Annotated in this window: 24 protein-coding genes; 18 read left to right on the plus strand and 6 right to left on the minus strand. The window is 69.2% G+C overall.

The window, feature by feature from the left end:
- From QM569_RS12650 to QM569_RS12660, 3 genes are all read left to right on the plus strand, one after another.
- On the plus strand, positions 1–1097 hold a 1097-nt coding region (locus QM569_RS12650), incomplete at its 5' end, for a DNA polymerase Y family protein (RefSeq protein ID WP_414987592.1).
- Positions 1098–1233: 136 nt separating this feature from the next.
- Positions 1234–4401, plus strand: a complete 3168-nt coding sequence (locus QM569_RS12655) for an error-prone DNA polymerase (RefSeq protein WP_414987593.1) — start codon at positions 1234–1236, stop codon at positions 4399–4401.
- Positions 4402–4464: 63 nt separating this feature from the next.
- On the plus strand, positions 4465–4758 hold the full coding sequence (locus QM569_RS12660; protein WP_414987594.1) for a YbfB/YjiJ family MFS transporter: 294 nt from the start codon (positions 4465–4467) through the stop codon (positions 4756–4758).
- 89 nt (positions 4759–4847) lie between these two features.
- Here the strand turns inward: QM569_RS12660 and QM569_RS12665 are convergent, their stop codons facing one another.
- Positions 4848–5981 (minus strand): GGDEF domain-containing protein, encoded by a 1134-nt coding sequence (locus QM569_RS12665; protein WP_414987595.1) that lies wholly within the window; start codon positions 5979–5981, stop codon positions 4848–4850.
- Positions 5982–6175: 194 nt separating this feature from the next.
- Between QM569_RS12665 and QM569_RS12670 the strand changes: the two genes are divergently transcribed.
- The 8 genes from QM569_RS12670 to QM569_RS12705 are packed head-to-tail and all read left to right on the plus strand — an operon-like array spanning position 6176 to position 12524.
- Positions 6176–7225, plus strand: coding sequence for an ABC transporter ATP-binding protein (locus QM569_RS12670; RefSeq protein WP_414987596.1), 1050 nt, complete (start codon positions 6176–6178; stop codon positions 7223–7225).
- Positions 7226–7266: 41 nt separating this feature from the next.
- Positions 7267–8550: an ABC transporter substrate-binding protein gene (locus QM569_RS12675; RefSeq protein ID WP_414987597.1), complete on the plus strand. Its 1284-nt coding sequence runs from the start codon at positions 7267–7269 to the stop codon at positions 8548–8550.
- A 51-nt stretch (positions 8551–8601) separates the two neighbouring features.
- Positions 8602–9510, plus strand: coding sequence for an ABC transporter permease (locus QM569_RS12680; protein ID WP_414987598.1), 909 nt, complete (start codon positions 8602–8604; stop codon positions 9508–9510).
- The gene (locus QM569_RS12685; RefSeq protein WP_414987599.1) at positions 9510–10391 is read left to right on the plus strand and encodes an ABC transporter permease; all 882 of its coding nucleotides are present in this window, start codon (positions 9510–9512) and stop codon (positions 10389–10391) included. Before QM569_RS12680 ends, QM569_RS12685 begins: the two co-directional genes overlap by 1 nt.
- The gene (locus QM569_RS12690; RefSeq protein ID WP_414987600.1) at positions 10388–11089 is read left to right on the plus strand and encodes a GntR family transcriptional regulator; all 702 of its coding nucleotides are present in this window, start codon (positions 10388–10390) and stop codon (positions 11087–11089) included. The genes QM569_RS12685 and QM569_RS12690 overlap by 4 nt, the downstream gene beginning before the upstream one ends.
- Before the next feature lie 14 nt (positions 11090–11103).
- A complete protein-coding gene (locus tag QM569_RS12695) occupies positions 11104–11850 on the plus strand; it encodes an aspartate/glutamate racemase family protein (RefSeq protein ID WP_414987601.1) in 747 nt (248 codons plus the stop codon).
- A gap of 54 nt (positions 11851–11904) precedes the next feature.
- On the plus strand, positions 11905–12129 hold the full coding sequence (locus tag QM569_RS12700) for an AbrB/MazE/SpoVT family DNA-binding domain-containing protein (protein ID WP_414987602.1): 225 nt from the start codon (positions 11905–11907) through the stop codon (positions 12127–12129).
- Positions 12126–12524 carry a type II toxin-antitoxin system death-on-curing family toxin gene (locus tag QM569_RS12705; protein ID WP_414987603.1) on the plus strand — a complete coding sequence of 133 codons (399 nt, stop codon included), beginning with the start codon at positions 12126–12128 and terminating at the stop codon, positions 12522–12524. Before QM569_RS12700 ends, QM569_RS12705 begins: the two co-directional genes overlap by 4 nt.
- A 66-nt stretch (positions 12525–12590) precedes the next feature.
- On the opposite strand, the gene nth is transcribed toward QM569_RS12705, so the two are convergent.
- Positions 12591–13229 carry an endonuclease III gene (gene nth, locus QM569_RS12710; protein WP_414987604.1) on the minus strand — a complete coding sequence of 213 codons (639 nt, stop codon included), beginning with the start codon at positions 13227–13229 and terminating at the stop codon, positions 12591–12593.
- Between the two features lie 80 nt (positions 13230–13309).
- Here nth and QM569_RS12715 point away from each other — a divergent pair, with 80 nt between their 5' ends.
- The 4 genes from QM569_RS12715 (at position 13310) to QM569_RS12730 (ending at position 15608) form a co-directional block, all read left to right on the plus strand.
- Complete coding sequence (locus tag QM569_RS12715; protein ID WP_414987605.1) at positions 13310–14500, plus strand: PLP-dependent aminotransferase family protein; 1191 nt, start codon at positions 13310–13312, stop codon at positions 14498–14500.
- A complete protein-coding gene (locus QM569_RS12720) occupies positions 14500–14715 on the plus strand; it encodes a SlyX family protein (RefSeq protein ID WP_414987606.1) in 216 nt (71 codons plus the stop codon). The genes QM569_RS12715 and QM569_RS12720 overlap by 1 nt, the downstream gene beginning before the upstream one ends.
- A gap of 63 nt (positions 14716–14778) precedes the next feature.
- On the plus strand, positions 14779–15237 hold the full coding sequence (locus QM569_RS12725; RefSeq protein WP_414987607.1) for a DUF2721 domain-containing protein: 459 nt from the start codon (positions 14779–14781) through the stop codon (positions 15235–15237).
- Positions 15237–15608, plus strand: a complete 372-nt coding sequence (locus QM569_RS12730; RefSeq protein ID WP_414987608.1) for a translation initiation factor Sui1 — start codon at positions 15237–15239, stop codon at positions 15606–15608. The genes QM569_RS12725 and QM569_RS12730 overlap by 1 nt, the downstream gene beginning before the upstream one ends.
- 71 nt (positions 15609–15679) lie before the next feature.
- Here the strand turns inward: QM569_RS12730 and serB are convergent, their stop codons facing one another.
- Positions 15680–16396, minus strand: coding sequence for a phosphoserine phosphatase SerB (serB, locus tag QM569_RS12735; RefSeq protein WP_414987609.1), 717 nt, complete (start codon positions 16394–16396; stop codon positions 15680–15682).
- 35 nt (positions 16397–16431) lie between these two features.
- Positions 16432–19893 (minus strand): transcription-repair coupling factor, encoded by a 3462-nt coding sequence (gene mfd / locus QM569_RS12740; RefSeq protein ID WP_414987610.1) that lies wholly within the window; start codon positions 19891–19893, stop codon positions 16432–16434.
- A 57-nt stretch (positions 19894–19950) separates the two neighbouring features.
- On the opposite strand from mfd, the gene QM569_RS12745 reads away from it, so the two are divergent.
- Entirely contained in the window at positions 19951–20760 is an 810-nt protein-coding gene (locus tag QM569_RS12745) for an IspD/TarI family cytidylyltransferase (protein ID WP_414987611.1), read from the plus strand.
- Complete coding sequence (ispF, locus tag QM569_RS12750) at positions 20757–21236, plus strand: 2-C-methyl-D-erythritol 2,4-cyclodiphosphate synthase (RefSeq protein ID WP_414987612.1); 480 nt, start codon at positions 20757–20759, stop codon at positions 21234–21236. Before QM569_RS12745 ends, ispF begins: the two co-directional genes overlap by 4 nt.
- 11 nt (positions 21237–21247) lie before the next feature.
- Here ispF and QM569_RS12755 read toward each other — a convergent pair whose 3' ends face one another.
- Both QM569_RS12755 and ompR read right to left on the minus strand, forming a co-directional pair.
- Positions 21248–22744, minus strand: a complete 1497-nt coding sequence (locus QM569_RS12755) for an ATP-binding protein (protein ID WP_414987613.1) — start codon at positions 22742–22744, stop codon at positions 21248–21250.
- Positions 22745–22822: 78 nt separating this feature from the next.
- Positions 22823–23557 (minus strand): two-component system response regulator OmpR, encoded by a 735-nt coding sequence (gene ompR / locus QM569_RS12760; RefSeq protein WP_414987614.1) that lies wholly within the window; start codon positions 23555–23557, stop codon positions 22823–22825.
- 199 nt (positions 23558–23756) lie between these two features.
- Between ompR and QM569_RS12765 the strand changes: the two genes are divergently transcribed.
- Entirely contained in the window at positions 23757–24473 is a 717-nt protein-coding gene (locus QM569_RS12765; RefSeq protein ID WP_414987615.1) for an SIMPL domain-containing protein, read from the plus strand.
- Positions 24474–24604: the final 131 nt, after the last annotated feature.

A 24604-nucleotide genomic window follows, 5' to 3' on the forward strand; every position in this document is an offset into this window, starting at 1 on the left:
CCGCCACGGCCCTGGCGGCGCTGGCCCTGCTGCGGCTGGCCCTGGCAGGCCACGCGCCGCCCCGGCGCGGGCTGCGGGATTTGCCCCTGCACACCCTCACGGCCCTGCGCCCGCACGCCGCCAGCCTGGAGCGCATGGGCTGCCGCACCTGGGGCAGCTTGCGTGCGCTGCCGCGCTCCGGCGTGGCGCGGCGCTTTGGCGCAGAGGTGCTGCACGCGCTGGACCAGGCCCTGGGCGATGCCCCCGAGGCGCATACCTGGGTGGAGCTGCCCGAGCAGTTCGCCCTGAGCGCCGATCTGCCCGCGCTGGCCGAATCCGCCGACGCGCTGCTCTGGTCCGCCAGCCGCTGCCTGACGGCCCTGCAGCACTGGCTGCAGGCACGCCAGCAGGGTGCGCTGGTGCTGGACCTGTGCTGGCGGCACGACCTGCGGCGGGTGGACGGCGTGGACATCGCTCCCACGCAGTCGCTGCCCCTGCGCACGGCCCAGGCCACGCAGGACATGGCGCACCTGCGGCGGCTGCTGTCTGAAAACCTCGCGCGCACCACGCTGGCTGCTCCGGTCCACCAGATCACGCTGCGCCTCGTGGAATCGACCCCGCTCGCGCAGCGCAGCGCCAGCCTGCTACCCCTGGACGACAGCGCGGACAGCGGCGGCGAAGCCCTGCACCAGCTGCTGGAGCGCCTGTCGGCCCGCCTCGGCCCCGCCCAGGTGCAGGCCCCCGTGCTGCACGCCGACCACCGGCCCGAGTGCATGCAGCAATGGCGCCCCGCCGCCGAGGCGCTGGGGCAGGGCGGCAACGTGCCCGCGCCGGATGCCGCACCGGATGCCGAACTATTGCCCCCCTGGCTGCTGCGCCCGCCCCGCCCGCTCGCCGTGCAGGGCAGCCGCCCCTGCCACCACGGGCCGCTGCGCCTGCTGGCGGGGCCGCAGCGGTTCGAGGCCGGGTGGTGGGCCGATGAAGCAGCAGCCATGGCCCAGCGCGATTACTTCGTGGCGCACAACGACGCGGCGGGCCTGGTGTGGGTGTTCCGCGAACGGCAGCCGCCCGCGCCGGGGCAGCCGCACCGCTGGTTTTTGCACGGGGTGTTTGCATGACCTCTGCACCCTGCCTTCACTCCTTCTCCCTTTGGGAGAAGGCAGGGATGAGGGCTTGCAGCGGTGGATTGGCACACGCCGCTGGCCCTCACCCCAACCCTCTCCCAGAGGGAGAGGGTGCTATGGGGGCGCGGGCATGACGGCTGCTTTGCCTCCTTACGCCGAGCTGCACTGCCTGTCCCACTTCAGCTTCCAGCGCGGCGCGTCGCACCCGCACGAGCTGGTCGAGCGCGCCGCCCAACTGGGCTACACAGCCCTGGCGCTGACCGACGAATGCTCGGTGGCAGGCGTCGTGCGCGCCCACGAGGCCGCGCGCCAGCACCCCGGCCTGCAGCTCATCGTGGGCAGCGAATTCCGCTGGGGGGCACTGCGGCTGGTGGCGCTGGCGCGCGACGCCGAGGGCTGGGGCGGCCTGTGCGAGTTCATCACCGCCGCCCGCGCCGCCGCGCCCAAGGGCCAGTACCGCGTGGACGGCGCCAGCCCCTTCGCGCTATTGCGCGGCTGCGAGCTGCTGCTGGCGCTCGATAGAACGCAGATAAATGCTTCTGATTTGATAGCTGCAAGCGCTTGTGTAGAAAGCGCCAGAGGCCAATTTGACTCCAATTTCGACGGCCACATCTGGCTGGCCGTGGAACTGCACCTGGGCCCAGACGACGCCCTGTGGCTGCACACCCTGCGCCGCGTGGCCGCCGCGCACCACCTGCCGCTGGTGGCGGCGGGCGACGTACACATGCACGCCCGCTCGCGCAAGCCGCTGCAGGATGCGATCACCGCCGTGCGGTTGGGCCGCAGCGTGGCCGAATGCGGCTTTGCCCTGCAGCCCAACGCCGAGCGCCACCTGCGCCAGCGCGTGCGGCTGGCGGGCATCTACCCGGGCGACCTGCTGGCCGCCACGCTCGCCGTGGCCGGGCGCTGCACGTTCAGCCTGGATGAAATCAAGTACCAGTACCCGCTGGAGACCGTGCCCCCCGGCATGACCCCCGCCCAGGCGCTGGCCTGGCTGGCAGAGGAGGGCGCGCGGGGCCGCTACCCGCAGGGCGTGCCCGCCAGGATCGCCGCGCAGATCCGCAAGGAGCTGGAGCTGATCGCCCACTGCCGGTACGAGATGTACTTCCTCACCGTCCACGACATCGTGCGCTACGCGCGCAGCCAGGGCATCCTGTGCCAGGGGCGCGGTTCGGCGGCCAACTCGGTGGTGTGCTACGTGCTGGGCATCACGGCGGTGGACCCCGAGGAATCGCACCTGCTGTTCGAGCGTTTCATCAGCAAGGAGCGCAGCGAGCCGCCCGACATCGACGTGGACTTCGAGCACGACCGGCGCGAGGAAGTCATCCAGTACATCTACGCCAAATACGGCCGCGAGCGCGCCGCCATCGCCGCCGTGGTCATCAGCTACCGCACGCGCAGCGCCCTGCGCGACATGGGCCGCGCCCTGGGCGTGGCGCCCGCGCTCATCGACGCCTTCGCCAAAGACCACCATTGGTTCGACGGCCTGCACGCTGCCGAGCATTTGCAGGACATGGCGCGCACCCTGGGCGTGCCGCTGCCTGCGCGCACCGCCGCGCTGTGGCTGGAGCTGGCGCGTGACCTGAGAGGCTTTCCGCGCCACCTCAGCCAGCACGTGGGCGGCTTCGTGCTCACGCAAGGCAAGCTCACGCGGCTGGTGCCCGTGGAGCCCGCCAGCATGCCGGGCCGCAGCGTCATCCAGTGGGACAAGGACGACCTGGACGCCATGGGCCTGCTCAAGGTGGACGTGCTGGCGCTGGGCATGCTCACCGCGCTGCGCCGCTGCCTGCAACTGCGCGCCGCCCTGCGCGGCGAGCGCTGGGGCCTGGCCGACATCCCGCGCGAAGACCCCGCCACCTACGACATGGTCTGCGCCGCCGACACCGTGGGCGTGTTCCAGATCGAAAGCCGCGCCCAGATGAGCATGCTGCCGCGCCTGCGCCCCCGCCGGTTCTACGACCTGGTGGTGCAGGTCGCCATCGTGCGCCCCGGCCCCATCCAGGGCGGCATGGTCCACCCCTACCTGCAGGCGCGGGAACGCGAGCGGCAGGGCGGCGCGCTGGTGCTCGAAAAGCCCGAGCTGGAAGAGGCCCTGGCCCGCACCCTGGGCGTGCCCATCTTCCAGGAACAGGTCATGCAGATCGCCATGATCGCCGCGGGCTTCACCCCCGGCATGGCCGACGATCTGCGCCGCTCCATGGCCGCCTGGAAGCGCAAGGGCGGCGTACACCGCTTCGAAGAGCCGCTGATGCAGGGCATGCTGGCCAACGGCTACCGCGCAGAGTTCGCCCAGGCCATCTACCAGCAGATGCTGGGCTTTGGCGAATACGGCTTCCCCGAAAGCCACGCGCACAGCTTCGCGCTGCTGGCCTACGCCAGCAGCTGGCTCAAGCGGCACGAGCCAGCGTGCTTCCTGGCTGCGCTGCTCAACGCGCAGCCCATGGGCTTTTACACGCCATCGCAGCTCGTGCAGGACGCGCGCCGCCACGGCGTGCGCGTGTGGCCTGCCGACGTGGTACACAGCGACTGGGACTGCACGCTCGAAGACTCCACCCAGCCGCAGCCCGCCGTGCGCCTGGGCCTGCGCATGGTCAGCGGCCTGGGCGAAGCCGCCGCCCGGCGCCTGGCGCAGGCCCGCGCCACGGCCCCCTTCGCCAACGCGCAAGACCTGGCCCTGCGCGCCCAACTCACCCAGCAAGACCTGCGCGCCCTGGCCGCAGCCGACGCCCTCGCCAGCCTCAGCGGCCACCGCCGCCAGCAGATGTGGGAGGCAGCCGCCCAGCACACCGCCCCCGCGCTGCTGCGCGATGCCCCCGTCCATGAGCCGCCCTTGGAACTACCCGCCGCCCCCGAGGGCGAAGAAATCCTGTTCGACTACGCCGCCACCGGCCTCACCCTGCGCCGCCACCCCCTGGCCCTGCTGCGCCCGCGCCTGGCCCGCTGGCGTTTGCTGACCGCGTTGCAACTGCACGCCACCCCCCATGGCCGCACCGTGCGCACCTGCGGCATCGTCACCGTGCGCCAGCGCCCCGGCACGGCCAAGGGCACCCTGTTCGTCACGCTGGAAGACGAAACCGGCCCCGTCAACGTCATCGTCTGGCCCGCCCTGCTGGAGCGCTGGCGCGACGCCCTGCTGCGCTCGCGCCTGCTGGCCGTGCAGGGCACCTGGCAGGTCGCGCAGGCCACTGCACCCGGCGGCACGGCGGTGCGCCACCTGGTGCTGCAGCGCTGCCGCGACCTCACGCCGCTGCTGGGGCGGCTGGGCGCGGCGCTGCAAGGCAGCCGGGACTTTCACTGAAGGGAGAGGGCTTCATCGCCCCCGCCACTCCGACGGGGTGTACCCCATCTCCTGCCGGAACATGTGGCTGAACGCCGCCGTCGAGGCATAGCCCAAGTCCAGCGCCACTCCGATGACACCGACCGCCTGCGCGTGGTCTTTGCGGGCATCAGCGCCCTGATCCTCGCCGTGGGCCTGGCGCGCTTTGCCTACACGCCCATGCTGCCGGTGATGCGCGGGCAAGCGGGGCTGTCGTACCTGGCGGGCGGGTGGCTGGCGGCGTTCAACTACGCGGGCTACATCACGGGCGCGCTGGTGGCGGCCATGGCTGCGGCCACGGGCGGCTACCGGGGGCGCTGGTGGTGGCGGCTGCCGTGATGGGCGTGGGCATGCTGCTGCTGGTGGCGATGCTATCCAAAGAGTAGCTGTTGGCGCTTGTCCAGAAAGCGCTGGAGGCCGATTTGACCTCAAGCCTCGACGGTCTGGTTGCGCCCCAGTTCCTTGGCGCGGTACAGCGCGGCGTCGGCGCGCGAGAGCATGGCGTCCAGGGTGTCGTCCGGCCCTTTCCAGCCGGTCAGGCCGATGCTCACCTGGCAGTCCAGCGGGTGGCCCGTGGACAGGGCGGCATGGATGCGCTGGGCCACGCGCCGCGCGGCCTCGGCGTCGGTGCGTGGCAGCAGCACCATGAATTCCTCGCCGCCATAGCGGCCCAGGTGGTCCGGGCGGCGCAGGGCCTGGCGCACGCGGTCGGCGAAGTACGCCAGCACGGCGTCCCCGTGCTGGTGGCCCCGTGTGTCGTTGACGGCCTTGAAGTTGTCCAGGTCCAGCATCATGATGGCCGGGCCGTCGCCGTAGCGCCGGGCGCGCTCCAGTTCTTCCTCGCAGCGCTGCAGCAGCGCGCGGCGGTTCAGCGCCTGGGTGAGGGAGTCGTGGGTGGCCAGGTGCTCCAGTTCGGTGCGCACGCGGTCGGTGGCCAGCAGCACCGCGCCGATCGGCAGCATGAGCACCGTGAGCGTGTAGGCGCCGATGTAGAACGTCTGGAACAGCGACGGCGCCATCAGGTCCGTGCCTGCCTGGCCCGTGATGACCGTCACCAGGCGCGTCGCCAGCACCGCCAGGTGCAGCGCCAGCACGGCCTGCACCAGCCGCGCCGGGAAGCTGCGCCCGCCATGGCGCAGCATGAAGCGCAGCTGCGCGGCATACAGGGCCGACATCACGGCGGTGAACAGCCCCAGGCGCAGCGCGTAGTGGGGCAGCCAGTAGGTAAAGACGACCAGCATGAGCATGGTGCCCGCGATGACGCGGCTCCACGGGCGCCAGGTGGTGGGGTGGCCGAAGAAGCTGCGCGTGCCCATGTAGTAGGTTGTGCTGCCCAGCAACAGCAGCAGGTTGGCCAGCAGCACACTCAGCCATTCGTGCATGACGTGGCGCGTGCTGAAGAACGAACTGGACACCAGCCACAGCATGGGCGCCACGGCCCAGGCGCCTATGCCGCGGATCGAGGGCGGGTAGTTGCGCCGCATGAACAGCAGCACGATGACCATGAAGGCGGACATCAGGCCCGCCGTGGCGATCATGGAGCGCGGGTCGAGGTTCGTCATCCAGCGTAAGAAAGAAGGGCTCGACGCGTAAAAATATGTTTCTGGCCTGCGGTTCAGTATAGCCACGCACCTGCGCGCAGCAAACGCTTCTGCACCATAAGGGGCCTGTCGGCACGGTGCTGGTGCGACGCTTGTATGCAAAACGCCAAAAGCATTGTGTACAAACGGGCATGGGGCTTGCATTGAGGCAGGCCATGCAAGTCCACGACGCTCCCGCGCAGGCCCCTGCCGCCATCGAAATCGTCGCGCTCACCAAGCGCTATGCCCAGGGGCGCCCGGCGGTGGACGCCATCAACCTGCGCATAGACAGCGGCAGCTATTGCTGCCTGCTGGGCCCGTCGGGCTGCGGCAAGAGCACGACGCTGCGCATGATTGCGGGGCACGAGTCGGTGACCAGCGGCGACATCCTGCTGGAGAACCGCAACATCACCGACCTGCCCGCCGCCGCGCGCGGCACGGCCATGATGTTCCAGAGCTTTGCGCTGTTCCCGCACCTGTCGGCGCTGGACAACGTGGCCTTCAGCCTGAAGATGAAAGGCGTGGCCAAGGCCGAGCGCCAGGCCAAGGCGCGCGACCTGCTCGGGCGCGTGGCCATGGGCCACCTGGCGGACCGCAAACCCGCCGAACTGTCGGGCGGACAGCAGCAGCGCGTGGCGCTGGCGCGCGCCCTCATCACGCAGCCGCGCGTGCTGCTGCTGGACGAGCCGCTGTCGGCGCTGGACCCCTTCCTGCGCATCCAGATGCGCGCCGAGCTGCGCCGCTGGCAGAAGGAACTGGGGCTGACCTTCATTCACGTGACCCACAGCCAGGAAGAGGCCATGGCCCTGGCCGACACCATGGTGGTGATGAACCACGGCGTGATCGAGCAGGTGGGCTCGCCGCACGAGGTCTATAACCGGCCCGCCAACGAGTTCGTGGCGCGCTTCATGGGCGGGCACAACGTGATCGACGCGCCCGGCGGCGGCAAGGTGGGCGTGCGCACCGACCATCTTCAGGTGGCGCCCGCAGGGGCCGACCTGCCGCCCGGCGTGCCGCGCATGCAGGCCGTGGTGACCGACGTGGAGTACCAGGGCACCTACGTGCTGCTGGGCCTGCAAAAGCACGGCGTGGCGCTGTCGGCCCATGCGACGGCGGCGTATTCCGCGATGGTGCCCGAGGCCGCGTTCGACGCGCAGCCCTACACCGTGGGCCAGGCGGTGCAGATGCACTGGATGGCCGGGCAGGCGCACCCGCTGGCGGCCTGATGTCTTCATTTTTCCCTTCCGCAACCCCAAGGAGCTTTCCCATGTCCGATTCTTCCTCTACCGATTCCTCCGTCGTCGCACCCGGCGTGCAGCGCCGCTCGCTGCTGCAGGGCGCGGCGGGCGTGCTGGCCACCGGCATGTTCCCGGCCATTCACGCGCAAGAGAAGATCGTGCTGCGCTACCTGGGCACGGCGGTGAACCAGGACAAGGCGATTGCCGAGAAGTTCGAGAAGGACACGGGCATCAAGATCCAGTACGTGGCCGTGACCACCGACGACGTGACCAAGCGCGCCGTCACCGCGCCCAACAGCTTCGATTTGATCGACACCGAGTACTTCTCGCTGAAAAAGATCGTGCCCACCGGCAACCTCAAGGGCATCGACACCAAGCGCATCAAGAACGCCGACAAGATCACCACGCTGTTCACCACCGGCATGGTGGCGGGCAAGGCCGTGGGCGAGCAGGGCACCGCGCCCAAGAAGGTGATCTACCTGGAAGGCGAGAAGTCCAAGAAGTTCGCCGCCGCGCCCACGCAGTACATGTCGCTCATTCCCACCGTGTACAACGCCGACACGCTGGGCATCCGGCCCGACCTCATCAAGCGGCCCATCAGTTCGTGGGCCGAACTGCTCAACCCCGAGTTCAAGGGCAAGGCGGCGATCCTGAACATCCCGTCCATCGGCATCATGGACGCGGCGATGGTGGTCGAGGCCATGGGCATCTACAAGTACCCCGACAAGGGCAACATGACCAAGAAGGAGATCGACCTGACGATCAAGACCCTGATCGAGGCCAAGAAGCAGGGCCAGTTCCGCGCGCTGTGGAAGGACTTCAACGAGTCGGTGAACCTGATGGCCTCGGGCGAGGTGGTCATCCAGTCCATGTGGAGCCCCGCCGTCACCGCCGTGCGCACCAAGGGCATCGACTGCGTGTTCCAGCCGCTCAAGGAAGGCTACCGCGCCTGGGCCGCGGGCTTCGGCCTGCCCGCCACGCTGTCGGGCCGCAAGCTCGACGGTGCCTACGAGTTCATCAACTGGTTCTTGGACGGCTGGGCTGGCGCCTACCTGAACCGCCAGGGCTACTACAGCGCCGTGCTGGAGACGGCCAAGGCCAAGATGGAAGCCTACGAGTGGGCCTACTGGATGGAAGGCAAGCCCGCCACGCAGGACATCAAGAGCCCCACGGGCGACCTGCTGGCCAAGGCCGGGTCGGTGCGCGACGGCGGCAGCTACGAGGCGCGCATGGGCGGCATCGCATGCTGGAACGCCATCATGGACGAGAACAACTACATGGTCCAGAAGTGGAACGAGTTCGTGGCCGCGTGATGGCCGCGTGATGGTCGCGTGATGGCCGCCTGACGCAAGCCCAAGGACAGCATGAGCACCTCCGCCCCCGCCCTGCCCGCAGCCGCCGCGCCTGGGCGCAGCATTGCCGCCTGGTGGCAGGCCGCGCCGTTCACGGCGGTGTTCGTGCTGTTCTTCCTGGTGCCGCTGGCGCTGATCGTGATGGTCAGCTTCTGGGACTTCAACGACTACGAGCTGCTGCCAGGCTTCACGTTCAAGAACTACGTGTCGATCTTCGCGGGCTGCGGCGACATGGGCGACGTGTGCGTGACGCTCAAGACCTACTGGTCCACGCTCAAGTTCAGCGTCATCGTGTGGCTGATCACGTTGGTGGTCGGCTTTGCCGTGGCCTACTTCCTGGCCTTTCACGTGCGCTCGCCGGGCATGCAGACGCTGCTGTTCGTGCTCTGCACCATTCCGTTCTGGACCTCCAACGTCATCCGCATGATCTCGTGGGTGCCGCTGCTCGGGCGCAACGGCCTGGTCAACCAGGCGCTGCAGGGCATGGGCCTCACCGACGCACCCGTCGAGTGGCTGCTGTTCTCCGACTTCTCGGTGGTGCTGGCCTTCGTACACCTGTACACCATGTTCATGATCGTGCCCATCTTCAACAGCATGATGCGCATCGACCGCAGCCTGATCGAGGCCGCCAGCGACAGCGGCGCCAGCGGCTGGCAGACGCTGTGGAACGTGATCGTGCCGCTGTCCAAGACCGGCATCATCATCGGCTCCATCTTCGTGCTCACCATCGTCATGGGCGACTTCGTGACCATCGGCGTCATGGGCGGGCAGCAGATCGCCTCGGTGGGCAAGATCATCCAGGTGCAGACCTCGTACCTGCAGTTCCCGCTGGCGGCGGCCAACGCGGTGATCCTGCTGGCCGTGGTGCTGATGATCATCTGGGCGCTGACCCGCATGGTCGATATCCGCAAGGAGTTGTGATGCGCGAACCCCGCCCCGCCAGCTTCTGGCCGCTGGCCGCCGTCTTCGGCCTGTTCGTGCTGTTCATGTACGGCCCCATGTTCGTCATCTTCGTGCTCAGCTTCCAGGGACCGGAGGGCGGGCTCACCTTTCCGATGCGCGGCGTGTCGCTGCACTGGTTCGGCAAGCTGGCCGAAGGGCTGGGCGTGGTGGACATCGGCGCGGCGCTGTGGCGCTCGCTGGGCCTGGGGCTGGCCGTGATGGCCTGCACCGTGGTGCTGTCGGTGCTGGCGGGCCTGGCGTTCCGCAAGCGGCTGGCGGGGGGCAACCTGCTGTTCTTCATCGTGGTGGCCAGCCTCATCATGCCGTCCATCATCGTGTCGCTGGGCATCGGGCTGGAGTTCCGGCTGATCGACACGGCCATCAAGTCCGCGCTGGAATGGGCGGGCCTGCAGGATGTGCTGGAGGGCTACGGCACGGCGCTGGGCCTGTACACCTCGGCGCTGGGCGCGCACCTCACGTGGACGCTGCCGTTCGGCCTGCTCATCATGTTCGCCGTGTTCAACCGCTTCAGCCCGTCCTACGAGGAGGCCGCGCGCGACCTGGGCGCCACGCCCTGGCAGGGCTTTGCGCACGTGGTGCTGCCGCTGATCGCGCCGTCGGTGGTGGGCATCGGCATGTTCGGCTTCACGCTGAGCTGGGACGAGATCGCCCGCACCTCGCAGGCCATCGGCGACGTGAACACGCTGCCGCTGGAACTGCAGGGCCTGACCAGCACCGTGACCACGCCCGCCATCTACGCGCTGGGCACGGTGACCACGGTGGTGTCCTTCGCCGTCATGGCGCTGACGCTCGCGCTGGCCTGGGCGTTGGGCCGCAGGCGCAAAGGGCGCCGCGCATGATGCCCCTGGCGCCGGGCCAGCCCAGCGACAACGACATGTACGAGCGCATGGTCTCGGCCATACTGGACCACCGCCTGCCGCCCGGCACCAAGCTGGTCGAGGACCGGCTGGCGGCGGCGTTCGGCGTCTCGCGCACGCGCGTGCGACCGCTGCTGGTGCGGCTGGCGAACGAGCAGGTGGTCACGCTCACGCCGCGCCGGGGCGCGTCCATCGCCCAGCCCACGCCGCAAGAGGCGCGCGAGGTCTTCGAGGCCCGTCGGCTGCTGGAGCCGCGCCTGGTGGAGCTGTTCATCGCCAACGCGGCGGCGAGCGACATTGCCGCGCTGCGCGCCTGCATCGCGGACGAAGAGGCCGCGCGAGCCCGTGGCGACATGCGCCGCGCCATCCGCCTCTCGGGCGACTTTCACCTGCGCATCGCCCAGGCGGCGGGGCACCAGACGCTGGGGCGCATCCTGCGCGAGCTGGTCTCGCGCACCTCGCTCATCCTGATGGCCTACAGCCCCGGGCACACGCACGAGCGCGAAGACGCCACAGCCTGCGGCTGCCGCGAGCACCGCGCGCTGGTGGACGCGATCCGCCTGCGCGACGCGCCCGAGGCCGCACGGCGCATGCTGGACCACCTGGCGCGCATCGAGCGGCAGCTGGAGTTCACGCCCCCCGCCAGCGCGCTGCCCGACCTTGCCGCGCTGCTGGCGTGAACGGGGCCAACGCCATGCGCCATCTGCTCGTCATCAACCCCAACACCTCGCCCGGCGTGACCGCGCTGCTGCAGCACCATGTTCAGGCCGCTGCCGGGCCGCACGTGGCGGTGCGCACGGCCACGGCGCGGTTCGGCGCGCCCTACATCGCCTGCGAGGCCAGCTACGCCGTCGCAGCCCACGCCACGCTGGACGCCTGGGCCCACGACCTGGCGCAGCCCCCCTCGCACGATGAATCCCGGCCCGACGCGGTGCTGATCGGCTGCTTTGGCGACCCCGGCCTCATGGCGCTGCGCGAGAGCAGCCCCGTGCCGGTGACCGGCCTGGCCGAAGCCTCGTTCACCGCAGCCGCCCGCCACGGTCGCTTCGCCATCGTGACCGGGGGCGAGCGCTGGGGCCCCATGCTGCAGCGGCTGGCGCAGGCGCTGGGCCATTCGCAGGCGCTGGCGGGCATCCACACCGTGGCACCCACGGGCGCCCAGCTCCTGGCCGACCCAGACGGCGCCCGCGCGCTGCTGGCACAGGCATGCCGCGACGCGGTGCGCCAGACGCAGGTGCAGGCCGTCATCCTGGGCGGCGCGGGGCTGGCGGGCATGGCCGCCGCCGTGCAGCCGCAGGTGCCGGTGCCCGTGATCGACAGCGTGGCCGCCGGGGTGGCCTGGGCGCTGCACGCCCACTCCGTGCCGCCCGTGCGCAAGGCGGCGGGGTTCGACGTGGCGTGGGCGGGGGTGTCGGCGGAAATGGCGGCTCTTGGGGTTTGACGGGCGGGTGGACTCCATTTAGTATTACGTTTGTAATTACTTGAAAGCCTTCCCATGCACACGCTCAAACTGACCCAGGTCGGCAACTCGGTCGGCGCCGTCTTCCCCAAGGAACTGCTGGCCCGCCTGCAGCTTGAAAAGGGCGATGAGCTGTACGTGACTGAATCGCCCGACGGCCTGCGCATCACCACCCACAACCCCGACTTCGAGGAGCAGATGCGCGTGGCGCGCGAGATCATGAAGGAACGCCGCGCCGTGCTGCGCGAGCTGGCCAAATGAGCCGGGAGTGGGTCTGGCTGGACCGCGCCGTCATCGTCGCCATCCATGAAATGCAGTTGGCCGAGCATGGCGGCGGCGCGGGTGTGCGCGACGCGGGTCTGCTCGATTCGGCCCTGGGCAGGCCGCTGCACCTGAGCCACTATGGCGAGCCGCCGCCTGATGCCGCCGCGCTGGCCGCTTCCTACGGCTACGGCATTTCGCGCAACCACCCCTTCATCGACGGCAACAAGCGCACGGGCTTCGTGGCGGCAGAACTGTTTTTGCGCCTGAACGGGTGGGTGCTGACCGCCGACGATGCATCCTGCGTGCTCACCATGCTCGCCGTCGCGGCGGGCGACATTTCCGAAGAAGCCTTCGCCGCCTGGCTGCGCGAGCACATGGCCGCCCGTCCGTAAATATTGGGTGTTTTTAGCCTCCAGCGCTTGCTGGACAAGCGCAAGCAGCTATCAAAACAGAAGCATTCAAGGCTGCATGACCTTGGGCGCGTAGTCGCAGTACGGCGCCACCACGCATTCCCAGCAGCGCGGCTTGCGCGCCTGGCACACGTAGCGGCCCAGCAGGATCAGCCAGTGGTGCGAGTCCACCGCGTACTCTGGCGGCACGCGCTCCATCAACTGCATCTCCACCGCCAGCGGGTTCTTGCCGGGCGCCAGGCCCGTGCGGTTGCCCACGCGGAAGATGTGCGTGTCCACTGCCATCGTGGGCTGGCCGAAGGCCACGTTCAGCACCACGTTGGCCGTCTTGCGGCCCACGCCGGGTAGCTGCTCCAGCGCCTCGCGCGTGCGCGGCACCTGGCCGCCGTGCTGCTGCACCAGGATGCGGCTGGTTGCCATCAGGTTCTTGGCCTTGGTACGGTACAGGCCGATGGTCTTGATATAGCCCTCCAGCCGCTCCAGCCCCAAATCCAGGATGGCCTGCGGCGTGTTCGCCACGGGGAACAGCCTGCGCGTGGCCTTGTTCACGCCCACGTCGGTCGCCTGGGCCGACAGCAGCACGGCGGCCAGCAGCTCGAAGACGTTGGTGTATTCCAGCTCGGTGTTGGGCGTGGGGTTGGCGGCCTTCAGGGCGGCGAAGAAGGGTTCGATCTGCGTGGGCTTCATGGGGCGTGCATTGTCCCGCAGGAAACCTGCGCGCCGATTGGCGACAATGCGGGATTCACCCCATTAACAGCGTCCACGCCATGCAATTCGCCGACCGCCTGAACAACGTAGAAACCTCCGCCATCCGCGAGCTTTTCAAGCTGCTGGGCAAGCCCGGCATCATCAGCTTTGCCGGGGGCTTTCCGGACAGCGCCATGTTCGACGTGGACGGCATCCGCGAGGCCGCCAACGCCGCCTTGGCCGAGGAGCCCGGCGCCGCGCTGCAGTACGGCGCCACCGAGGGCTACAACCCGCTGCGCGAACAGCTCGCGGCCTTCATGGCGGGCAAGGGCGCGCAGGGCGTGGCGCCCGACAACCTCATCGTCACCACTGGCAGCCAGCAGGCGCTGGACCTGCTGGGCAAGACGCTCATCAGCCCCGGCGACAAGGTGATCGTGGAAGGCCCCACCTTCCTCGCCACCATCCAGTGCTTTCGCCTGTACGGCGCCGAGCTGATCAGCGCGCCCATCGACGGCAACGGCGTACAGACCGACGCGCTGGAACAGCTCATCGCCGAGCACCGCCCCAAGTTCGTCTATCTGATCCCCACCTTCGGCAACCCCAGCGGCGCCATGCTGAGCGCAGAGCGCCGCAAGGCCGTGCTGGCAATGGCCGTCAAGTACAACACGCTGATCGTCGAGGACGACCCCTACGGCGACCTGTACTTCGGCGATGCCCCTCCGCCCAGCCTGCTCAATTTGTCTGCCACCGTACACGGCAGCCGCGATCTGCTGGTGCATTGCGGCAGCTTGAGCAAGGTGCTCTCCCCCGGCCTGCGCGTGGGCTGGATGATCGCGCCCGCCGACCTGCTGGGCAAAGCCACCATGTGCAAGCAGTTCAGCGACGCGCACACCAGTACCTTCGCCCAGGCCACGGCCGCGCAGTACCTCAAGGCGGGCCGCATGCCCGCCACGCTGGCGCGCGTGCGCAAGGTCTATGCCGAGCGCGCCCAGGCCATGGGCGACGCGCTGCGCAGCGACCTGGGTGACGCCATCGACTTCGTGCAGCCCCAGGGCGGCCTGTTCGTGTGGGCGCGGCTCACGGGCGCGGGCGGCAAGGTGGCCGAAGGCAACGTGCTCGCCAAGCGCGCCATCGACAAGGGCGTGGCCTTCGTGCCCGGCACGCCGTTCTACTGCGCCAACCCCGACAACGCCACGCTGCGCCTGTCCTTCGCCACGGCCGACGTGGACAAGATCCGCGAAGGCATCGCCCGCCTCGCCCAGGCCCTGTGATGCACGACGACGGCATCGCCCAGCGGCTGGAGAGCCTGGAGATCAAGGCCAGCTTCATGGAAGACCTGCTCGACCAGCTCAACCTGACCATCTACCGCCAGCAGGAGCTGATCGACCGGCTGGCGCGCGAGGTCATCCAGTTGCGCCAGCAGGTGCCCGAGGCCGGGCAGGGCGCGGCGCGCAACCCGCGCGACGAACTGCCGCCGCACTATTAATGATGAAAACCGGCTCCAGCGCTTATTGGACAAGCGCAAGCAGCTATCAATATAGAAGCAACCATGGCCCTGCCCATTGACTCCACCACCATCACCCACGGCATCCAGCTCGCGGTGGCGCCGGTGTTTTTGCTCACCGCCGTCTCCGGCATGATCGGCGCGGTGGCCGGGCGGCTGGCCCGCATCATCGACCGCGCCCGCCAGGTGGAAGACCGGGCCCGCGCCAGCAGCGACGCGGAGTTTCTGGCCCGCGCCTACGCCGAGCTGGCCGAGCTGCGCACGCGCGGGCAACTCGCCAACGGCTGCATCGGGCTGCTCACCTTCTGCGCCTTTCTCATCGGCACCACCATCATCCTGCTGTTCCTGGGCGAAACCACCGACTTCCAGGCCAGCCGCCTGGCCGTGTTCGGCTTTCTGGCGGGGGTGGCCTCGTTCCTGCTGGCGCTGGTGTGCTTCCTGGCCGAGACGCTGATCGCCACGCGCCTGCTCAACTTCCACATGCTGGAGCACGGCAGGCGGTGATGCATAAAAAGTCCCTGGCCGACCTGGGCGGCCTCGTCTATTCCACCGAATCGGGCCGCATGTGCCCCGGCTGCCGCCAGCCCGTGGCGCAGTGCATGTGTCGGCAGAACGCCAAGGCCCAGCCCACGGGCGACGGCACCGTGCGCGTGTCGCGCGAGACCAAGGGCCGCGGCGGCAAGGCCGTCACGCTGGTCAAGGGCGTGCTGGCCAACGAGGCCGCGCTGGTGCAGCTGGGCAAGCAGCTCAAGGCCGCCTGCGGCAGCGGCGGCACCGTGAAGGACGGCGTGATCGAGGTGCAGGGCGACCACGTGGAGCGCGTGATGGCCGCGCTGCAAAAACTCGGCCACCGGGTTGTGCGCGCGGGTGGCTAGGGCCGTCCCGCAGTCGCTGAAATATCAGCCAAATCGGCCTCCAGTGCTTGATGGACAAGCGCCAGCAGCTATCAAGAACGTAGCACTTCGAGCAAGCGGTCCAAGCCGCCCTGGTTGATTGCCACCTGGGCCTGCGCGCGCACGGCGGGCTTGGCGTGGTAGGCCACCGACAGGCCCGCGACGCCCATCATGGGCAGGTCGTTGGCGCCGTCACCCACGGCGATGGCCTGCTCCGGGCGGATGCCCATCAGCGAGGCCACCTCCAGCAGCGTGCGGCGCTTCTCCGCGCCGTCGCAGATGTCGCCCCAGGGCTGGTCCACCATGCGGCCCGTCAGCACGCCGCCCTCGACCTCCAGCACGTTCGAGCGCGTGAAGTCGATGGAGAGGGCCGCCTTCACCCGGTCGGAGAAGAAGGTGAACCCGCCCGATACCAGCAGCGTGACCAGCCCCGCCGCCTTGGCCGCCGCCACCAGCTCCTTGGCGCCGGGGTTCAGGCGCAGGCGCTCGCTGAACACCTGCTCCATGTGCCGCACCGTCACGCCGCGCAGCAGCGCCACGCGCTGGCGCAGGCTCTCCTTGTAGTCGGTGATCACGCCCTGCATGGCGGCCTCGGTAATCGCCGCCACCTCGGCCTTGCGGCCCGCCGCGTCGGCGATTTCATCGACACACTCGATGTTGATGAGCGTGGAATCCATGTCGAAGGCGATGAGCTTGTAGTCGGCAAGCCGCAGCGGGGGCGTGATGCCCTGGACGACGAGGCCGGGGGCGAATTCGGTGGCGTGTTGCATGGCAGAGGCAAGAAAAGGAATGTGAAACCGGATTGTCAGGCCGCCAGCGGCTGCCCCAGGCTGCGCAGCAGGTCGCGCACCATCTGGGCGCGGGCCGAAGCCTCGGGCAGTTCGCGCTCGATGCGCAACTTCTCGTTACCCGCCAGCTTGATGTGCTTGTTCTTCTGGATCAGCCCGATGATCGCCATCGGGTCCACGGGCGGCTGGGGCCGGAAGGTGATGGTGATGACGCCGGGCGCGGCGTCCACCTTCTGCACGCCGTAGGGCTGGCTCAGCACGCGCAGGCGGTGTACGTCGATGAGGGTCTGCGCCTGCGGCGGCAGCTTGCCGAAGCGGTCCACGATTTCTTCGAGCAGCGCGTCGATCTGGTCGGTGGTCTTGGCGGTGGCGAGCTTCTTGTAGAACGACAGGCGCAGGTGTACGTCGCCGCAGTAGTCGTCGGGCAGCAGGGCGGGGGCGTGCAGGTTGATGTCGGTGGTGACGGACAGGGGCGCCAGCAGGTCGGGCTCCTTGCCCGCCTTCAGCGACTTCACGGCCTCGGCCAGCATCTCGTTGTAGAGCTGGAAGCCCACCTCCAGCATGTTGCCGCTCTGGTTCTCGCCCAGCACCTCGCCCGCGCCGCGGATCTCCAGGTCGTGCATGGCCAGGTAGAAGCCGCTGCCCAGCTCCTCCATCTGCTGGATGGCGTCCAGCCGCTGTGCGGCCTGCTTGGTCAGGCCGTCCACGTCGGGCACCATCAGGTACGCATACGCCTGGTGGTGGGATCGTCCCACGCGGCCGCGCAACTGGTGCAACTGCGCCAGGCCGAACTTGTCGGCGCGGCTGATGACGATGGTGTTGGCCGTGGGCACGTCGATGCCGGTCTCGATGATGGTCGAGCACAGCAGGATGTTGTAGCGCTGCGCCACGAAGTCGCGCATCACGCGCTCCAGTTCGCGCTCGGGCATCTGGCCGTGGGCGACGGCGATGCGGGCCTCGGGCAATATCTCTTCGAGCTTCTGGCGGCGGTTCTCGATGGTCTCGACCTCGTTGTGCAGGAAGTAGCACTGGCCGCCGCGCTTGAGTTCACGCAGCACCGCCTCGCGGATCACGCCCGTGCCCTCGTTGCGCACGAAGGTCTTGATTGCCAGGCGGCGCTGCGGCGCGGTCGCTATCACGCTCAGGTCGCGCAGCCCTTCCAGCGCCATGCCCAGCGTGCGCGGGATGGGCGTCGCCGTGAGGGTGAGCACGTCCACCTCGGCGCGCAGGGCCTTCATCTGCTCCTTGTGGCGCACGCCGAAGCGGTGCTCCTCGTCGATGATGAGCAGGCCCAGGTTGTGGAACTTGGTGGATTCGGACAGCAGCTTGTGCGTGCCGACCACGATGTCCACCGTGCCGTCGCCAATGCCCTGGATGGCTGCCGTGATCTCCTTGCCGGAGCGGAAGCGCGACACCTCGGCCACCTTCACCGGCCATTTGCTGAAGCGGTCCACCAGCGTCTGGTAGTGCTGCTCGGCCAAGAGCGTGGTGGGCGCGAGAAAGGCCACCTGCCTGCTGCCCGTCACCGCCACGAAGGCGGCGCGCAGGGCCACTTCGGTCTTGCCGAAGCCCACGTCGCCGCACACGAGGCGATCCATGGGGCGCGGCGAGATCATGTCCTGGATGACGGCGTGGATGGCGGCCTTCTGGTCGGCCGTTTCCTCGAAGCCGAAGTCGTTGGCGAAGGTTTCGTAGTCCTGCGGCGAGTAGCGGAAGGCGTGCCCCTCGCGCGCGGCGCGGCGGGCGTAGATGTTCAGCAGCTCGGCCGCGCTGTCGCGCACCTGGCTTGCCGCCTTGCGCTTGGCCTTTTCCCACTGGCCGCTGCCCAGCTTGTGCAGCGGGGCCTCGTCGGCGGAGACGCCGGTGTAGCGGCTGATGAGCTGCAACTGGCTCACGGGCACGTAGAGCACGGCCTTGTCGGCGTATTCCAGGTGCAAAAACTCCTGCATCGCGGGCGTGCCGTCGGGGTTCTTGTTGCCCACGTCCATGTGGACCAGGCCCCGGTAGCGGCCAATGCCGTGGGCGCTGTGGACCACGGGGTCGCCCACGTTGAGTTCCGACAGGTCCTTGATGAGCGCTTCCACGTCGCTCACCTGCTCCTGCTTCTTGCGGCGGCGCGTGGTGGGGCCTGCGGCGAAGAGTTCGGTCTCGGTGACGAAGTCGATGCCCTCTTCGATCCAGCCAAAGCCGACCGTCAGGCCCGCAGTGGCGATGCCGACCTTCTCGTCCGTGCTGCCCTGGAACTCGGCCAGCGAATCGAACGCGGGCGGGTTGAGCTGCGAGGCGCGCAGAAAGTCCAGCAGGCTCTCGCGCCGCCCGTCGCTCTCGGCCAGCAGCAGCACGCGGTGCCGGGTGTTGCGGATGTGCGCGTGCAGGCGGGCCAGCGGGTCGTCTGCGCCGCGCACCACCGACAGGTCGCCGAGCTTCTGGAAGTGCGGGTTGTCATCCACGTCGTGTACGCCGGGGCGCAGCGACAGTTGGGCGTGCTCGTTGGCGCGCGTGTAGAACTGGTCGGGCGAGAGGAACAGCGACTCGGGCGGCAGGGCAGGGCGCTCAGGGTCGCCGTGTACCAGACGGAAGCGCTCGCGCGTGTCCTGCCAGAAGCGCTGGAAGGCCGGTTCCAGGTCGCCGTGCAGCACCACGGTGGCGTCACCGCCCAGGTAGTCGAACACCGTGGCCGTGTCGTCGAAGAACAGCGGCAGGTAGTACTCGATGCCCGCCGTCGCTATCGCCTGCCCCATGTCCTTGTAGATGCGGCTCTTGGTCGGGTCGCCTTCCAGCATCTCGCGCCAGCGGCTCCTGAATTTGGCGCGCGCGTCGTCGTCCATGGGGAACTCGCGGCCCGGCAGCAATCGCACCTCGGGCACGGGGTACAGGCTGCGCTGGCTGTCGGGGTCGAAGGTGCGGATGCTGTCGATCTCGTCGTCGAACAAATCCACCCGGTAGGGCACGGGCGAGCCCATGGGGAACAGGTCGATCAGCCCGCCGCGCACCGCGTATTCGCCGGGGCTGACCACCTGCGAGACGTGGCTGTAGCCCGCCAGCGTGAGCTGGGCCTTGAACTTGGCTTCATGGAGCTTCTGCTTCGTCTTGAAGTGGAAGGTGTAGCCCGCCAGGAAGGACGGCGGCGCCAGCCGGTACAGCGCCGTGGTGGCGGGCACCAGCACCACGTCGGCCTCGCCCTGGCTGATGCGCCACAGCGTGGCCAGCCGCTCGCTGATGAGGTCCTGGTGCGGCGAGAAGGTGTCGTAGGGCAGCGTCTCCCAGTCGGGGAACAGCGCGCAGCGCAGGCCGGGCGCGAAGAAGGCCATCTCGTCGATGAGCCGCTGCGCGTCGGTGGCGTCGGCCGTGACGATGGCGGTCACGCGGCGCGCGGCCTTCTGCTGCTGCCCCAGGCGGGCGAGCAGCAGGGCGTCGGCGCTGCCGACGGGGCGGGGCAGGGTGAAGCGTTTTCCGGGGGAGAGCTTGGGCAGTTCCATGCGCGGGGCGGGATCGGGCGATCCGGGGGGCAATCGTCGATTTTAGAATGCGTGCATATGACCGGCCCGCTGCTGCACCCCTTGCCCGCGCCCCTGTCGGCCCAGGGCCGCTTCTGGGCGCTGCTGCCCTGCGCGGGCACGGGCTCGCGCGCGGTGGCGCAGCCATCGCCGTCGCCGCTGCCCAAGCAATACCAAATGGTCGCAGGGCGGCCCATGGTGCTGCACACACTGGCCGCGTTCGCAGGCGTGGGCCGCCTGCTGGGTACGCTGGTGGCGGTGGCGCCGGGCGACCGATTTCTGGACGCCTACGCCCTGCCCACGTTCTTCACCGTGGAATGCGGCGGCCCCACGCGGGCCGACACGGTGCTGGGCGGCCTCCGGGCGCTGCTGGCGCGGGGCGCAGAGGCCATGGACTGGGTTCTGGTACACGACGCGGCGCGCTGCCTCGTCACCACCGCGCAGATCGACGCGCTCATCGACCACTGCGCCAGCGACGGCGTGGGCGGGCTGCTGGCGCACAAGCTGGCCGACACGCTCAAGACCTCCATCGACGGGCCGGGCGGTGTGCGCGTGGCGTCCACCGTGGACCGCAGCGACAAGTGGCTGGCGCAGACGCCGCAGATGTTCCGCATCGCGCCACTGATGAATGCGATGGAGAAAGTGGGCTCCAACGTGACCGACGAGGCCAGCGCCATGGAAGCCATGGGCCTGCACCCGCGCCTGGTGCCCGGCGGCGCGCAGAACTTCAAGGTGACCTATCCGGACGACTTTGCCCTGGCGACCGCCGTGCTGGCCCAGCGCGGTCACGGCAGCACGCTGGAGCGCTTTGGCGGTGCGGGCAACGACAGCAGGACGACGACAACATGAATTTCAGGATTGGCGAAGGCTGGGACGTGCATGCGCTGGTGCCCGGCCGCCCGCTGGTGATCGGCGGCGTGACCATCGCCCACCCCATGGGCCTGCTGGGCCATTCGGATGCCGACGTGCTGCTGCACGCCATCACCGACGCGCTGCTGGGCGCGGCGGGGCTGGGCGACATCGGCAGCCATTTCCCCGACACCGATGCCGCCTTCCGCGGCGCCGATTCGGGCGTGCTGCTGGCCGAGGCGGCGCGCCGCGTGCGCGCGGCGGGCTACGCAGTGGGCAACATCGACAGCACCGTGGTCGCGCAGGCCCCGCGCCTGGCGCGGCACATACCGGCCATGCGCGCCGCCATCGCGCAGGCCGTGGGCATTGCCGAAGGTCAGGTCAACGTCAAGGCCAAGACGGCCGAGCGCCTGGGCCCCGTGGGGCAGGGGCTGGCAATGGAGGCGCGGGCCGTGGCGCTGATCCACGCCGTGTAGGCGCGGCTCGTTCAGGCCAACTGCTTGTCGTCTTGCGCCGGGCGCGGGGGCAATTGGCGCTTGATGGACGGGCGCTGCAGGCGCTGCTTGGGGTCCTCGCCCTCGGGCAGGTCCGACGCGCGCTGCAGCTGCAGGTGCGCCACCAGCCCGCCCGTGCTGGAGTTTGACAGCGCGAACACCCCGCCCATGCGCTGCACGGTCTTGTCCACGATGGACAGCCCCAGTCCCGCGCCAGCGGCTGCCGTGCGGGCCGAGTCGCCCCGGAAGAACGGCTTGGTCAGGTTGCCGAGCTGCTCGGGCGGCACGCCGGGGCCGTGGTCGCGCAGCTTGACCAGCACCCATTTCTCGCGGCACTTGGCGGCAATGTCCACGCGGGCCATGCCCGTGTCCTCGGCCTTGCCGTAGCGCCGGGCGTTCTCCAGCAGGTTGGAGATCACGCGCGCCAGCTCCACTTCGTCGGCCATCACGTTGATGTCCTCGGGCACGGACATGGTGATCTGCAGCTCCCGGTGGTCCTGCACGGCATAGACGCAGGACGACATCACCGCGTGCAGGTTCACGGGCGTGAGCGTCACGTGGTCGGGCCGCGCGTAGTCCAGGAACTTGTCGATGGTGGCGTCGAGCTGCACGATGTCGGCCACCATGTGCTCGCGCGCCACCTCGTCGTTCACGCTCATCTCGGTTTCGAGCCGCAGCCGCGCCAGCGGCGTGCGCAGGTCGTGCGATATGCCTGCGATCATCACCGCGCGGTCCTGCTCCAGCTTGGCGAGCTTTTGCGCCATGCGGTTGAAGCCGATGTTGACCTCGCGTATCTCGCTGGTCACGGCCTCTTCGTCGAGGTGGCTGGCGGCGAAGTCGCCGTCCTTCACCCGGTTGGCGGCGTAGGAGAGCTGCTTGAGCGGCCGGTTGATGAGCCGTGCGATCACCGCCGCGCCCGCCAGCGACAGGGCGCCTGCGGTAATGAGCCAGATCAGCCAGGTGCGGCCCCCGGCGGGGCTGAAGCGCGCGCGGTCCATCAGCAGCCAGTTGGGGTCGCCGTTGATGGTGAAGCCCACCCACAGGCCCTTCTCGCCGTTCACGCTCTGGGCGACGATGGTGCCGGGGCCCAGGCGCTGGGTCAGCTCGTCGGCCAGGCGGTTGCCCAGGGCTGTGGTGCCGCCCAGCAGCTCGAAGCTGTCCTTGGGCTCGCGCGGCAGGATGCGCACACCCTCCTGGTCGGCCATGGTCTTGATGAGCGACACGCGGGCGATGGCGTCGGAATGCACCAGCGCCGCGCGGCTGAGGTTGACGAGCGAGGCGATCTGCTGCGCCGTCTGCAGCGTGCGCGGCTCGAACTCCAGCGCCCGCAGCGTCTGCAGCCACGCCAGGATCGAGCCCACCAGCAGCAGCGCCAGCAAAAAGAACGTGCGCCAGAACAGGTTGAGCCCGACGCGCGCGCGCTGCTCGCGCGCCTGGCGCAGCGATTCGAGCGGTGCGGGGCTGGTGGCGTCGGGCGGCGGAACGGACATGCTGTGCCAGCTACCCACGGCGCACGAAACTGGCGCGGCCAATACCAGCCGCACAGCGGTTACTCAGGGGGTTGTGCCTCATGACGTGCCGTCCGGCACGAAGACGTAGCCCACGCCCCACACGGTCTGGATGTAGCGGGGGGCGGCGGCATCCACCTCGACCAGCTTGCGCAGGCGCGACACCTGCACGTCCAGGCTGCGGTCGAAGGGCTCGAACTCGCGGCCGCGCGCCAGCAGCGCCAGCTTCTCGCGCGACAGCGGCTGGCGCGGGTGGCGCACCAGGGCCTTCAGCATGGCGAACTCGCCGGTGGTCAGCGGCAGCTCCTCGCCGTTCTTCTGCAGCGCGCGCGTGCCCAGGTCGAAGGTGAAGGGGCCGAAGGTGACGACCTCGTTGTCGCCCGAGGGCGCGCCAGGCGCCTCTTGCGCGGGGCGGCGGCGCAGCACGGCGTGGATGCGCGCGAGCAGCTCGCGCGGGTTGAACGGCTTGCCCAGGTAGTCGTCGGCGCCCACCTCCAGGCCCACGATGCGGTCCACGTCCTCGCCCTTGGCGGTGAGCATGATGATGGGCGTGCGGTCGTTGGCGGCGCGCAGGCGGCGGCAGATGGACAGGCCGTCCTCGCCGGGCATCATCAGGTCGAGCACGATGATGTCCACCGTCTCGCGCAGCAGCAGCCGGTTGAGCGCCTTGCCGTCCTCGGCGACCATGACTTCGAAGCCTTCCTGCGTGAGGTAGCGGCGCAGCAGGTCGCGGATGCGCGCGTCGTCGTCCACCACGATGACTTTGTCGGTGCGAATGGGGGGTGTTGTGGCCATGTAGATCAATCCAAGGTCCAATTTGTAACAGAGCCGATTCTGACCAGTTGAAGCGCCGAAGTTCGGGTTTTGCGACCGGGTTTGACCAACTGTTACAACAATTGCCGAGCTTCGCACGTGCGGCCCATGCGCTTCACGCAGGGGGGCGGGCCCTGCGGTTATGGTGTGGCCCGGCGCAACCTCCAGGGACTCTCAAGCCATGAAGAAAGCTATGAAATTGATAGCTGCCAGTGCTTTATTGGTAAGCGCTGGAGCCGTTTTTTCTCAAAACAACGTGCCCGTTGGCGAACCACGCAACGTGGTGCAGTTGTCGGCCACGGGCACGGTCGAGGTGCAGCAGGACCTGCTGGTGCTGAGCCTCACCACCACCAAGGAAGGGGCCGACGCCGCCGCCGTGCAGGCGCAGCTCAAGCAGGCGCTGGACGCCGCGCTGCAGGAGGCCAAGCGCAACGCGCAGCCGGGCCAGCTGGACGTGCGCACCGGCCCTTTCGGCCTGTACCCGCGCTACGGCAAGGACGGCAAGATCAGCGGCTGGCAGGGCCGCGCCGAGCTGGTGCTGGAGGGCCGCGACTTCGCGCGCATCACCGGTACGGCGGGCAGGATCCAGACGCTGGCGATCAGCAGCGTGGCGTTCGGCCTCTCGCGCGAGGCCCGCGCCAAGGTCGAAGGCGAGGCCCAGACCCAGGCCATCGAACAGTTCAAGGCCCGTGCGGCGGAGCTTGCCAAGGGCTTCGGCTTCAGCAACTACAGCCTGCGTGAAGTGGCGGTCAACAGCAACGAAGTGCTGCCCGGCCCCCGCCCGCGCATGATGGCGATGGAAGCCAAGTCGGCGTCGTTCTCCGATGCGCCCGTGCCGGTGGAAGCGGGCAAGGCGCAGGTCGTGGTCAACGTGTCCGGCTCGGTGCAGATGCGCTAAGGAACAGGATCACTCCCCTGAGCCGCTACGCGGCTTCCCCCCGCTCTCGCATTGCTGCGCAATGCGGGCAGGGGGACGACGCCGGTGGCCTGGCAAAGCCAGCTCCACGGCGTCCGCTGGCCTGGGCCGCG

Source organism: Acidovorax sp. (genome assembly GCF_047607405.1).
Classification (GTDB): domain Bacteria; phylum Pseudomonadota; class Gammaproteobacteria; order Burkholderiales; family Burkholderiaceae_C; genus Acidovorax.